Origin of the sequence: Campylobacter sp. CS_NA3, assembly GCF_027797495.1 — a bacterium.
Taxonomy (GTDB): Bacteria; Campylobacterota; Campylobacteria; order Campylobacterales; family Campylobacteraceae; genus Campylobacter_B.
Genome location: NZ_CP115609.1, coordinates 505,309 through 518,094, shown reverse-complemented (window position 1 = coordinate 518,094; position 12,786 = coordinate 505,309). Strand labels below are relative to the sequence as shown.

General features: G+C 36.1%; 14 protein-coding genes. 7 read left to right on the top strand and 7 right to left on the bottom strand.

Annotated elements, in window-relative coordinates; translation table 11 throughout:
* Positions 1–26 precede the first annotated feature (26 nt).
* The 5 genes from PF026_RS02680 to PF026_RS02660 are packed head-to-tail and all read right to left on the bottom strand — an operon-like array spanning position 27 to position 5,164.
* Entirely contained in the window at positions 27–944 is a 918-nt protein-coding gene (locus tag PF026_RS02680) for a 1-aminocyclopropane-1-carboxylate deaminase (RefSeq protein ID WP_270864229.1), read from the bottom strand.
* Positions 919–1,971 carry an OmpA family protein gene (locus tag PF026_RS02675; protein WP_270864228.1) on the bottom strand — a complete coding sequence of 351 codons (1,053 nt, stop codon included), beginning with the start codon at positions 1,969–1,971 and terminating at the stop codon, positions 919–921. The genes PF026_RS02680 and PF026_RS02675 overlap by 26 nt, the downstream gene beginning before the upstream one ends.
* Positions 1,961–3,247, bottom strand: a complete 1,287-nt coding sequence (locus PF026_RS02670) for a MotA/TolQ/ExbB proton channel family protein (protein ID WP_270864227.1) — start codon at positions 3,245–3,247, stop codon at positions 1,961–1,963. Before PF026_RS02670 ends, PF026_RS02675 begins: the two co-directional genes overlap by 11 nt.
* 10 nt (positions 3,248–3,257) lie before the next feature.
* On the bottom strand, positions 3,258–4,322 hold the full coding sequence (gene fbaA, locus PF026_RS02665; protein ID WP_270864226.1) for a class II fructose-bisphosphate aldolase: 1,065 nt from the start codon (positions 4,320–4,322) through the stop codon (positions 3,258–3,260).
* Positions 4,323–4,342: 20 nt separating this feature from the next.
* Positions 4,343–5,164, bottom strand: a complete 822-nt coding sequence (locus PF026_RS02660) for a peptidylprolyl isomerase (protein ID WP_270864225.1) — start codon at positions 5,162–5,164, stop codon at positions 4,343–4,345.
* 96 nt (positions 5,165–5,260) lie between these two features.
* On the opposite strand from PF026_RS02660, the gene PF026_RS02655 reads away from it, so the two are divergent.
* Complete coding sequence (locus PF026_RS02655) at positions 5,261–5,893, top strand: endonuclease III domain-containing protein (RefSeq protein WP_270864224.1); 633 nt, start codon at positions 5,261–5,263, stop codon at positions 5,891–5,893.
* Here PF026_RS02655 and PF026_RS02650 read toward each other — a convergent pair.
* Complete coding sequence (locus PF026_RS02650) at positions 5,888–7,168, bottom strand: M20/M25/M40 family metallo-hydrolase (protein WP_270864223.1); 1,281 nt, start codon at positions 7,166–7,168, stop codon at positions 5,888–5,890. The two genes, PF026_RS02655 and PF026_RS02650, sit on opposite strands and share 6 nt — an antisense overlap.
* 60 nt (positions 7,169–7,228) lie before the next feature.
* Between PF026_RS02650 and cmoB the strand changes: the two genes are divergently transcribed.
* The 3 genes from cmoB (at position 7,229) to PF026_RS02635 (ending at position 9,179) form a co-directional block, all read left to right on the top strand.
* The gene (gene cmoB / locus PF026_RS02645) at positions 7,229–8,089 is read left to right on the top strand and encodes a tRNA 5-methoxyuridine(34)/uridine 5-oxyacetic acid(34) synthase CmoB (protein ID WP_270864222.1); all 861 of its coding nucleotides are present in this window, start codon (positions 7,229–7,231) and stop codon (positions 8,087–8,089) included.
* Between the two features lie 203 nt (positions 8,090–8,292).
* Complete coding sequence (locus PF026_RS02640; RefSeq protein ID WP_270864221.1) at positions 8,293–8,646, top strand: tetratricopeptide repeat protein; 354 nt, start codon at positions 8,293–8,295, stop codon at positions 8,644–8,646.
* Positions 8,647–8,816: 170 nt separating this feature from the next.
* The gene (locus tag PF026_RS02635; RefSeq protein WP_270861255.1) at positions 8,817–9,179 is read left to right on the top strand and encodes a tetratricopeptide repeat protein; all 363 of its coding nucleotides are present in this window, start codon (positions 8,817–8,819) and stop codon (positions 9,177–9,179) included.
* 85 nt (positions 9,180–9,264) lie between these two features.
* Here the strand turns inward: PF026_RS02635 and PF026_RS02630 are convergent, their stop codons facing one another.
* The gene (locus PF026_RS02630; RefSeq protein ID WP_270864220.1) at positions 9,265–9,867 is read right to left on the bottom strand and encodes an MBL fold metallo-hydrolase; all 603 of its coding nucleotides are present in this window, start codon (positions 9,865–9,867) and stop codon (positions 9,265–9,267) included.
* 72 nt (positions 9,868–9,939) lie between these two features.
* On the opposite strand from PF026_RS02630, the gene PF026_RS02625 reads away from it, so the two are divergent.
* Genes PF026_RS02625 through PF026_RS02615 form a run of 3 tightly spaced genes read left to right on the top strand, consistent with a single transcriptional unit; the run spans position 9,940 to position 12,770 of the window.
* Positions 9,940–10,716 carry an NAD+ synthase gene (locus PF026_RS02625; RefSeq protein ID WP_270864219.1) on the top strand — a complete coding sequence of 259 codons (777 nt, stop codon included), beginning with the start codon at positions 9,940–9,942 and terminating at the stop codon, positions 10,714–10,716.
* Positions 10,709–11,845, top strand: coding sequence for a DegT/DnrJ/EryC1/StrS family aminotransferase (locus PF026_RS02620; RefSeq protein ID WP_270861258.1), 1,137 nt, complete (start codon positions 10,709–10,711; stop codon positions 11,843–11,845). Before PF026_RS02625 ends, PF026_RS02620 begins: the two co-directional genes overlap by 8 nt.
* Complete coding sequence (locus PF026_RS02615; RefSeq protein WP_373567002.1) at positions 11,835–12,770, top strand: tetraacyldisaccharide 4'-kinase; 936 nt, start codon at positions 11,835–11,837, stop codon at positions 12,768–12,770. The genes PF026_RS02620 and PF026_RS02615 overlap by 11 nt, the downstream gene beginning before the upstream one ends.
* Positions 12,771–12,786 lie beyond the last annotated feature (16 nt).

Sequence of the window (12,786 nt, the reverse complement as noted above, 5' to 3'; positions counted from 1 at the left end):
CGTTTAAAAAAACGGAAAGCGTAAATTTATAAATTTTTAAATTTATATTTGTATCTTTGCAGTTGCGAGATATTGCCGAGAATTCCGCCTTGGTGGATATACAGGACTTCGTTTGCGAATTTTTCGCGATTTTCTAAAAGCGTGAGAAGTCCCACGGGGTCATAGATGAGATCAAATTCTATGCCTGTTTGCGTTTTTGCTTTATGCCAAATTTCATAAAGTTCGGCGTAAGGTTTTGCAAAGTGAAATTTGCGTGGTGGTGGCAAAATTTGCACTTTTGAAGTTTTATCTAGGGCGAGTATTTGCTCTTTTAGATACGCCCTGTCGCCTACGCAAGGTGTGGTAAAAACGCTAAATTTGGTATGTTTGGCTAGATAACACGCACTCGCCCCCGTTCCGCTTGGCAAAAATATGTCAAATTCTTTTTCATGCGTGGTGGCAAATCTGTCGATAAATTCGCCCTGCACGACAAAACCAAACTCAGCTTCACTCTGCGCAACGCCCTCTTCGATAAAAATCGCACTCTCATCGCAAAGACTAAGCGCAAATTGGCGGCGATTTTTGTTTTCATAAATTTTCATACCATTTTTAAGCGAGAATTTGAAATTTCCACACGGATTTTGCCTTAAATTTTCGCTTATGTGATCAACTACAAACTCGAAATCAAGCCCTTTTAGCCTAGCAAAAACGCTTAATGAATACATCGCATTTGACTGAGATGAGCCGTAGCTGATGATTTTTTTAAATTTGCTTAAATCGGCGTTTAGATAGTAGTGCAGTTTTCTGGCTTTGTTACCGTTAAAAAGCCCGAGCAGGTCGTCCCGCAAAAGCCAAAATTTAAAGCCGTCAATGCAAATTTGCTCTATTTTTGGATTTTCAAATTCAAAGGCATGGTCGTGCAAAGTGCCGAAATTTAGGCTAGTTTGCTGTTTTGTTTCCGTCATATTCTAAAAATTTGCGAATTTCTTCCATCGCTTCTTTATTTGAAAGCGTAAATTTGATCTCAATCCGCCTGCTAGCGTCTTTATCTTCGACGCCACCAGTTAGCACAGGCGACATAAAGCTTCTACCGCTAGCGATGAGATATTTTCGAAGTCGCTCGTCGGTGTTCCATGAATTTATGAAATTCATCACTTCCAATGCCCTATTTTGCGATAATTTAAGGTTATAAAGATACTCGCCGTCGCTGTCAGTGTGCCCTTCGATGATGATTTGGTCTAAATTTGCTCTAATCTCATCGTTGTTTAAAAGCGTTTCAAAGTAGCTTTTCAGCGTGGTTTCAAGCTCATCTTTAATCTCATCTTTTAAGACTGCTTCGCCCTTGTCAAAAAGCACTTGGGACGAAAGTTTTATCGCGCCACTTTCTTCGTCAATGCTGATTTTATCGCTAAGTTTCTCTTTTATGTCGGCTATGACCTTAACTTTCATACCCGTTAAGTTGCGAATTCGGTTTTTTGTAACATTTAAATCACGCAAAATTTGGTTGAAGTCGCTCTCTTTTTGGCTGAGTTGATCGAGCAAAAATGCGATTTTAAGCTCGTTTTGTGTGATTGTCGCGTTTGCTTCGTTTTTTTGTGCTTCTAGGTTTCGCAAAATTTCGTTCATATCGAAATTCTCTTTTTTCAGCTTTTCTGCCATTTCGGTGAGATCTTCGATTTGAATAAAATATATCGAGTTTTGCTTACGCAAATCGACATTTTCGACATTTAGCTCTTCAAGTCGTTCGTTGAAAATTTTATTTAACGCTTCTAGCTCGGCGGTTTTTTTCTCTTCATTTTGCAGACTTAAAATCGCACTTGCAAAATCTTTTTTTTGCTGTTCTAGCGCGCTTTCGGTGCTTTCTAGGCTAGTTTGAGTTAAAAAATATTTAACGATAATCCCACCCACAAGCAAAACAAAAACAAAAAGCAAACCAGCCATCAAGTCTGCATAAACGACCCAAAATGAGCTTTCTTCGTTGTTAGTTTTCATTTTCTTTTTCTTTTAAATCAATATCGGCAAGGGATTTTTTAAGCTCTTCGATAATGTCGGAGTTGTCGAATTTACCGATATTTTCGTCTTTAAAAATTTGTTTAAAATCATCGACTATTGTTTTTATTTCGCTTTTGACGCTTTGATTTAAAATTTCTTTATTTTGCAAAATTTGAGAATTTAGCGAACCAAGCGAACTTTGCAAATTTTTTAACTCTTGTGATAACGAATTTGCGATATTTTCAAATTTATCAGTTTTTTGCGTGGTAAAATTTGCAAATTTGACCTGCTCGTCGGCAACGCCCTTTTGGATATAGGCTAAATTTTGCGAAACGGATTTTAAAATCGAAATAATCTCAGCGTAGCTTTCGCTTACTCTTTTTTGCGTGATATTCGAATTTACAAGCATTTCGTTTGATTTTTCAAGCTCGGCAGAAGTAAGTTTTAGTGTTTCTTCTTCTAAGCTTACAATCTTTTGGAAATTTTGGAATTTTTCTTCAATCGACCTGCTAAGTTTTTCGTTAAATTCGCCACTTGCCATACTTTCGAAGTGCTTTGCTACCTTTTCGTTTTTATCCAAAATTTCTTGCAAATAGCTTTGCATAATCTCATCTTTATGCCAAAAAAAGTTTCTTGTAGCGAATTTGTATTTTGTAACCAAATTTTGGTATTTGCTAATGCCTTTTTTCTCAAAATAAATCCACCAAAGTGCAAGAAAAATACCATAAATAGAGACATAAAAAGCCGTTCCAACGCCGCCAAGAAGCTGAGCAATCTCTTTTTCGAGCGAATTTATATCGCTTGAAGAAAACTGCGGCATAGAAATGGCAATACTGATAAAGGTTCCTAAAATTCCTAGCATTGGGAAAATTCCAGCTGCAACAGAAGCATAGTTTGGATTTCGCAAATTTAGCGCGTATTCATCGCTAAAATCTTCAAATTTAGCGTCGCTTTTTTTCTTACCTGCGATGACTAAAAGGTGCGACATAATGAACTCTTTAAGCTCTTTTTTGAAATTATCGATCCTGCTTTCAAATGCGCAACAGCCGTATTCTGCGTTATGACGCGCCAAAATAAGCGCGATGACAAGCAAAACCGCCATCATCACAATCGAGTGAAGCTCAACCTTAAAATCGATAACTTTTAAAAATCCGAGCAAAAATACCACAAAAATCGCAATCGGCACGAAAACAATTTTTAGATAAACTCCTATTTGGGAGCGTTCGTTGTTTTCGGGCAGTGTTAAATCCAAAACTTCGCTACTTCTGTTTTCCATGAAATTTGCCTTAGTTTTTATTTATACAATTTAAATTTTCAAACGCCGTTAAAAGCCTTTTTACCATACTTTCTTCGCCACATCTTAGCCATTTGCGTGGATCGTAGTATTTTTTATTTGGTTTATCTTCGCCTTCCGGGTTTCCGATTTGACCTTGCAAGTATGCCCTATTTTTTAGCTCATACTCTCTCACGCCGTCCCAAAATGCCCACTGCGTATCAGTGTCGATATTCATCTTAACAACGCCATAACTAACGGCATCTTTAATGTCTTTTATCTCGCTACCGCTTCCGCCGTGAAAAACGAAATTTACAGGTTTTTCGTCATTTAAACCAAATTTTTCCTTTACAAATTTTTGCGAATTTCGCAAAATTTCAGGGCGAAGCACGACATTTCCAGGTTTATAAACGCCATGCACATTACCAAAACTAGCTGCGATGCTAAAATTTGAACTAATCTTTAAAAGCCTTTCATAAGCCAAAGCGACATCTTCTGGTTGCGTATATAAAAGTGCGTTATCCACGCCTGTATTATCCACGCCGTCTTCTTCGCCGCCTGTTACGCCAAGCTCGATTTCTAGGGAAATTCCTAGCTCACTCATTTTTTTTAGATACTCTTCGCAAGTGCTTAAATTTTCTTCCAAACTCTCTTCGCTAAGATCTAGCATGTGAGAGCTAAACAGCGGCACTCCGTGAGCTTTTTTATAGTTTTTACTAGCTTCAAGTAAGCCATCTATCCAAGGAAGCAGTTTTCTTGCGGCGTGATCTGTGTGTAAAACTACCGCCACGCCGTAATATTTAGCTAATAAATGAACCTGCATAGCCCCACTAACTGCACCCATAATCGCGCCGTTTTCGCACTCTTTACCAGCATAATAGCTCGCTCCGCCATTACTAAACTGGATAATCACAGGCGAACCAGCTTTTTTTGCGCTTTCTAAAACAGCATTTACAGAGTGACTTCCGACAACATTTACAGCAGGGATCGCAAAACCCTCGCTTTGTGCGTATTTATAAAGCTTACTAACATCATCGCCAAATAAAACTCCGGGCTTTACAATATCTAAAACTCCCATAGCCCAACCTCCTAAATTTATTATTTATATTCGATTTTTGCTTTTTTAAACAAATCTTGTGCTGTTTTTTGTAAATTTGCAGCTGCTTTTTCTTGGCGAATCACACCCTCGATAATAGGTTTTGCTTCATTTACAGGCACTTGTCTTTGCGCTCTTTCATCTTCTTTTAAGATTACATGATAACCAAACTCAGTTTTAACAGGATTTTTTGAGATTTCGCCTTTTTTCATAGCAAAAGCTGCGTCCGCAAAAGGTTTAACCATAGCGCCTTCTTTTGGGAACGGAGGCAATGCACCACCTGTTTGCTTAGCAGCTGGTTCGATTGATTTAGCAGCAGCAGTTTCAGCAAATTTTTGAGTAAGAGCAGCGCCATTTAAAGCTTTTAACTCGCCGATAAGTCCTTTTGCTTCGGCTTCTGTTTTAACCAAAATGTGGCGAACTTGAACCAAAGGCGGTTCAACGAATTTACTTTTATTTTTGTTATAAAAATTTTGAACTTCGCTATCGCTTATTTTTATGTTATTTGCTTGCTTTGCCTGCCAAACACGCACAGCCAAAATATCTTTTTGAACTTCAAGCTCTTTTTTATAAAGTTCGTCATTTGTTACGCCTGATTTTTTAGCTTGATCGACTAAAAGTTGCTGAGTAATAACTCTATCAAGTATCTCTTTTTTGGCAGTTGCTGGCATATTAGCAAGTTCGTTTGGAGCTATACCACTACCTGCTAACATCGGAATAAGTTCATTTTCAGTGATATTTTTGCCATTTACGGTTGCAAAAACGGTCGCATTTAGGCTTACAGCCACAGCCAAACTAAGTGCAGAAAAAACAATCTTTTTCATTTACATTCCTTAATAAAAAAATTTTCGCGAAAATTATAGCTAAATGTGGTTAATAATTAAATTAGATTTTTAAATTTTTAGTGTAAAATACCGCCCATGAGAACGAAAAAAGATATTTTAGAAATCAAAAATTTGTTGTTAGAAAATTTCGGCGAACCGACAAGTGAGCTTAAATTTAGGAATTTATACGAACTTATCGTTTGCGTTATGCTCTCAGCCCAATGCACCGACAAACGGGTAAATTTAATCACACCTGCGCTATTTAGGGAGTTTCCTGACATACACTCGCTCGCAAATGCAAATTTGGGCGCAGTTAAAATGCTAATAAATTCGTGCAGTTTTTTTAATAACAAAGCGCAAAATTTAATCAAAATGGCAAAGTCTGTGGTGGAAAATTTCGGCGGCGAAATCCCGCTAAATGAAAAGGATTTAAAAAGCCTTGCAGGGGTCGGGCAAAAGACAGCCCATGTCGTGTTAATCGAGCATTGTGGGGCGAATTTTATCGCCGTGGATACGCATGTTTTTCGCGTATCACATAGACTTGGACTTTCAAGCGCAAAAACGCCAGAACTAACCGAAAACGACCTTACAAAGGCATTTGTAAGCGACCTAAACTACCTGCACCAAGCTTTGGTGCTATTTGGACGATACACTTGCAAAGCCGTAAAGCCAAATTGCAAAGAGTGCTTTTTAGCACACCTTTGCAAAAGCAAGGATAAAATTTTATAAATTTTGCACGCCAGAGATTATCTCTCGCACGGCATTTAGGATTTTTTCGACCGATTTTAGCTCGACTTTTTCATGCGTGCTGTGTGGTGAAGTGATATTTGGACCAATAGAACATGCCATAATGTTAGAATCTTTTGTGATAAAAACGCCACACTCTAACCCAGCATGAACGGCACCAAGCTTCGCGCTAGGCACAAATTTTTGCAATTTTTTTAAGATAAATTCGCTAAACTCGCTAATTTGTGGTTGCCACGGCTCACTCGTTTCGCCAAAAACGCACTCCAAGCCAAAATTTTCAGCCGACATTTTGGTTTGATATTTCACACCTTTTAAGCCCTTTTCGCTCATCGATCTAGCATAAAACAAAAGCTCAAATTTGCCGTTTTTTTCACCAGCCAAAGATAAATTTATGCTAGTCCCGGGCAAATTTAACTCATCGTTAAAATCCCTAACGCCTTGTTTAAATTCGCAAATGAGATTTAAAATATTGTCCGAATTTTCATAAATTTCGCACTCTTTAAACCCTAAAAATTTATGTTTAATAAAATTTGGAAAATTTGAAATTTCATTTTTAAAAATTGCAGTCGCACTAGCTTTTGCAGGGATTGAATTTGCCCTTTCGCCACCGCTAAATTCGGCGATTTTACCGCCGTTTTTAGCGATAAATTCGGCTAAAAATTTAATCGCATTTGGCAGGTTTTTATGAATTTCGATTCCACTATGACCGCCCGGGAAATCATCGATAAAAATCTCATAGCAAAAGCCACTTTTTTTCTCGCGCGTAGTATCGCAAAGAGCGCGAATTTCGGCACTTCCTGCGCACCCGATTATGACTTCGTTTTCATCTTCGCTGTCTAAATTTAGCATTTTTTTGCTTTTTATAGTGCCGTTAAATTCCCTAACGCCCCAGAGCCCCACTTCTTCGTTATTTGTCCAAACTGCTTCGAAGTTCTCAAACTCGCTCATCATCGCCATTATAATTGCTACACCGATTCCATTATCAGCCCCCAAAGATGAGTTTTTTGCACTTAAAAAGCCATCTTGCTCCACTAGCTCGATTTGCGGCGCAAGTCCCACGCCAACCATATCATAATGCGCTTGCAGGCAAATTTTTGGCTCACCTTTTATGGCATAAATATTTCCGGCACTATCAACTTCCACGCTAAATTCGTGCTTTTTTGCAAATTCCACTAAAAAATCTCGCAATTTTTCCGTTTCATAGCTAAGGTGCGGAATCTCGCAAATTTGCCTAAAATAACTCATAACTTTTTGCATTTTTAACCTTTTTGGAATTTAAAAAACGCTAGTATAACACAAAAATTTTAGGATAAATTTATGAATTTTGACAAAATCAGCACCGAACTTTTAAAACAGATTGAAAATTTACCAAATTTAGACGCAAATTTGGATTTTGGCGATGTCGTGCGAATTTTTAATCAAAACGCAGATAGCGAGTTTAAAAAGCAAATTTATGATTTAGCAATGGATTTACGCCCTTGGCGAAAGGGTCCATTTGAAATTTTTGAGACATTTATCGACAGCGAGTGGCAAAGCCAGATTAAATTCAATATCCTAAAACCATATCTAAATTTGCAAGGTAAGGTCGTAGCAGATGTCGGGTGCAATAACGGGTATTATATGTTTCGTATGCTAGAACACTCGCCCAAAAAGCTAGTCGGATTTGATCCGAGCGTGCGGACATTTTTGCAGTTTAAATTCCTAAATAAATTCGCTAAAACGGGCATTATTTATGAGCTTAAAGGCGTGGAAGATTTGAGTAATTACGAGCATAAATTTGACACGATTTTTTGTCTAGGAGTGATTTATCACAGAAGCGATCCGATAAAAATGCTCAAAGATTTAAAACAGAGCCTAAATAATGGTGGTGAAGTTTTTTTAGATACTATGTATATCGACGGGGACGGCGAATTTGCGCTTACGCCAAAAAATACCTACTCAAAAATTCCAAATATCTATTTCGTGCCTACCATAAACGCTTTACAAAACTGGTGCGAAAGAGCCAAATTTAGCAGTTTTGAAGTGCTAGAAACTAAGCAAACCGATTTAAACGAACAACGCAAAACGGATTGGATTTTAGGGCAAAGTTTAGAAAATTTTCTAAATCCAAATAATCCAAATTTGACGATCGAAAACTACCCCGCACCAAAACGAGTTTATGTGAGAATTTCGGTTTAAATTTAGTAAAAAATTCAAAAAAAATTCATTTAAATTTATAAATTTATGCCTAAAACAGGGCAGATTTAGAATATCTTATAATTTTTATAAAAAAACTAGGTAAAAAAACAAAAAATTTATAAAAAATTTGCTCCAAAATTAAAAATTTGGAGTATAATTGCGCCTTTGAAAAGAGGAATTTTTTGTTTAAAAGGAGCAAGGTTATGAAAAAATTAGTTTTCTTAGCGTTGTTAGGGACTGCAAGTTTGTTTGCTAGCGAAGAGTTGCAAAAGGCATGTGACGGCGGAGATTGGGACAAATGTGTCGAACTTGGCATAAAATACTACAAGGGCGACGGCGTAGAAAAAGACCACGAAAAATCACACCAACTTTATGAAAAAGCGTGCGAAACAGGACATAATATAAATGGTTGTTTTAGAGCGGGAGCATTTTATGCTATCGGTCAGGGTGCAGAACATGATCATGATAAAGCCCTACTTTGGCTAAAAAAAGCTTGTGACGGAAATCACGAAAAAGCATGCAAAATGTATGATAGAGTTTTGCACGAAGAAGAATAATAAAAGACAAGTTTGCGTCCGTAAATTTGGACGCAAATTTAAATTATACTTTTACGATATATCATATAGAAATTATCAATAAATTAAAAAGTAAATATATATTTAAAAATTCAGAGTATAATGCACTCGCATTTAAAAAGTTAAATCCAAAAAATGCGAAAGGATTAAAAATGAAAAAAATGTTTTTGATTGCAGCATTTTGTGCAGCAAGTTTAAGTGCGGTTTTTGCAAACGCAGAACTTCAAGCAGCCTGTGACGGCGGGGATTGGGAAAAGTGTGTTGAGCTAGGTATGAAATATTATCGTGGTCAAGACGGATTAGAAAAAGATCATGAAAAAGCACACCAACTTTACGAAAATGCTTGTGAAACAGGACATAATCTAAATGGTTGTTATAGGGCAGGACTTTTTTATGCTGTCGGCCAAGGCGCAGAACACGATCACGATAAAGCCCTGCTTTGGCTAAAAAAAGCTTGTGACGGCGGTCACGAAAAAGCTTGTAAAACTTATGAAAGAGTTTTGCACGAAGAATAATGGCGTCAAAATCATTTAATTAAAAAATACAAGAACTTAAAAATTTATAAATCCGTGTCAAATTTGTTTTGGCACGGATATTTTTTTATCTAAAAAATCTCAAAAAATACTCAATAGTTTTTCGTTCATCGTTTAAATTTGATTTTTGTCCGTGTCCGGGATAAATTTCAAAATTTTCTTTGATTTGCAAAATTTTTAAAAGCGAGTTTTTCATATCATCTGCGTTTGAATATGGAAAGTCATATCTGCCGATACTTCCCTTAAATAGCACATCTCCGCTAAAAATAACGCCGTTAATCTCTATCATACAACTTCCTGGCGTGTGTCCTGGAAAATGCAAGAATTTAACATTAAATTCATCATTTTCGCCAAGAAAAAACTCGTTTTCATCTTTTATCAAAATATCAGGCGTTACGCAGTTTGCAAGATACCCAAATGGATCTTTTTCTAAAAAAAATGCGTCTTTTTCGTGTATATAAATTTTATGCCCTAAAATTTGCAAATTTTCATCATCAAATGTGTGATCAAAATGCCCGTGTGTGTTAAAAACAGCTAAAATTTTTTTAGTGTTTTGTTTTATCCACGCAAAACTACCCTGACCCGGATCGATTACGATTTCTCCACTTTTTCCTTTTAAAATGTAGCAATTTGTCATAAAATCGCCACAAGGTTTGCTTAAAATTTCCATAAATTTTTCCTTTAAATTTATGAGTATTTTATCAAAAAAGAGCTAAAATTCTTAGATTTTACGGAAAAAAATATGGATTACAAAAATTTAGAATATAAGCTTGTAGAATTTTTAGAAAAATCTCTAAAAAAAACAAAGCAAAAAAACTTTATCATCGGTATTAGCGGAGGACTTGATAGTGCCGTTGTTAGCGCACTTTGTGCAAAAGTTAAAGGCGCAAAAACGCTTGGGGTTATAATGCCTACCAAATATTCAAATTCAAAAAATTTAGACGATGCAACTAGGCATTGCGATAAATTTAAAATTCCATTTGAAATTATTCAAATTCAGCCATTTATCGATGAATTTTTAAAAATTCAGCCAAACTCAACCAAACTTGAAATCGGCAATTTTACGGCTAGAATTCGTATGAATTTACTTTTTGATTATAGTGCGAAAAACCACGGTGTGGTCGTAGGAACAAGCAATCTAAGTGAGCGATTGCTAGGTTATGGCACGATTTACGGCGATATGGCGTGTGCTTTTAATCCAATAGGTGAAATTTTTAAAACTGAAATTTTTGAATTTGCTAAATTTTTAAAAATAGATAACAAAATCATCAAAAAAGCCCCGAGTGCCGACCTTTGGGACGGTCAAAGCGATGAAAAAGATCTTGGGTATTCATATAAAAATTTAGATAAAGTTTTAGCAGAAATTTATGATAAAAATGCAAATTTAGATGACTTAAAAGCCAAATTTGGCGAAAATTTGGTAAATTTTGTAACCACTCGAATAAGAACAAATAAATTTAAACTAATTCAACCAAAAATAGCAAAAATAAGAAAAAATTTAAGGACGAATAATGCGTGAAATTTCGTTTTTTAAAGCATGGACGGATAAAAAAGAAGAAGAGCTGCTTTTAGAAGCACTAAGCGACAATGAAGGCAAATTTGTAAATTCTTTTGAAACTGATATAAAAAAATATTTCGACACAAAATGCGCAGTTTCCACAAACAACGGCGCAGCGGCAATTTATCTGGCACTTTGTGCATTAGGAGTTAAAAAAGCAAATAAAGTAATTTGTTCGGTAAATTCCTTTCCGCACATTGCCGGTGCGATTTGTGCGTTAAGCGCAACGCCTGTTTTATGTGATATAAACACAGATGATTTTAATATAAATGTCGATGAATTCGAAAAAATCTTAAAAAACGGCAATCACAAACACCTAAAATGCGCCTTTATCACGCATATCGCAGGTAAAAGTGCCGATATGGACGCCATTTATGACATTGCAAAAAAATACGGCGTTCAAATAATCGATGACGCAAGTAGAGCTATGGGTGCAACCTATAAAGGTAAAAAACTAGGCTCGATTAAAGAATCCGCGATTTCATGTTTTCAGATAAATCCGCAAGTAAAAAATGCCGTAAGCTCGGCTGGATTTTTCACTACAAACGACGAAGAAATCGCCAAAAGAGCTGTGCTTTTGCGAGATAACGGCATTATTTCAGAAGGATTTGATAAAAGCGGCAATATCACCTATGTTTATGACATAGAAGATGTAGGACTTAAATACGACTTAAACGCCATAAATGCAGCTTACGCAAAATCTCAGCTTAAAAAAACGGCTAAATTTATAGCTCGTCGCAAAGAAATAGCTCAAATTTATCAAAATGAGCTTTGCGATACCCCACACATCACGCTTCCTGTCGGAAATGACGAGCATATTTATTCGCAATATATCATCAAAGTTGATAAAAACCGCGATGATTTCGCCAGAGAAATGATAAAAAACGGCATAAATGTATCGCTTCATTATATACCGATTCACTTGCTTAGTTATTATAAGAAAAAATATGGTTACAAAGTAAATGAATTTCCAAATGCCCTAAAAGTTTATCAGCAAATTCTATCGCTCCCGATATATGCAGCTTTAAGCGACGATGAAGTCTATTATATTTGCAAAAAAATAAAAGAAATAGCAGTCAATCGTGTTTAATAAAATCGCTCTTGGCATTGAGAAATTTCTTTGGAAACCAAGCCCATTTGGTGTGGTTTTGGCGATTTTTTTGCTTCCGTTTTCGGCACTTTATAGCTTAATAGTTTGCCTAAAAAAGCTTTTTGCCAAACCGCAGGATTTTAAAATTCCTATTATAAGTGTTGGAAATCTCACACTTGGCGGAAGCGGCAAAACGCCACTATGCAAGGCGATTTTTAACGAATTTTCTAGCGAATACAAAATTTTTATTATTTTGCGCGGATACGCACGAAAAAGCAAAGGTATGATTTTGGTTTGCGATAACGGCGAAATTCTGTGCGATACGACCCAAAGTGGCGATGAAGCAATGGAATATGCCCTAAGCTTAAAAAACGCAAATGTCATAGTTAGCGAAGATCGCAAAATCGCCATTGAAAAAGCTAAGCAAATGGGGGCAAATTTGATTTTGTTTGATGACGGATTTGGCAAATTTGATATTTTAAAATTTGATATTTTACTTTTGCCATGCCCTTTGCCGACGCTTCCTTTTACTATTCCAAGCTCAGCATATCGTTATCCGCTGTTTTTTGCTAAATTTGCAAATTTTATCCCACAAACAGGCGATATTTTTGCAAATTCGCAAATTTTAAATCCTACAAAAAATATGATTTTGGTTTCAGCCATCGCTAAACCATGGCGTTTAAAAGAGTTTTTCGCTCATACAAAAGCTCAAATTTTTTACCCAGATCACTATGATTTTAAAAAAGCCGAACTTGAAAATTTGCTAAAAATTCACAACGCCACAAGCCTTTTAATCACCGAAAAAGACTACACAAAAATAAAAAATTTTGATTTGCCAACTTCGATAATAAGGCTAAATTTAACTCTAAGTGAGAATTTTAAAGACAAAATTAAAAGCTATATAAAGCAAAATTTGATAAAATAATTCTTTTGTTAAAAAT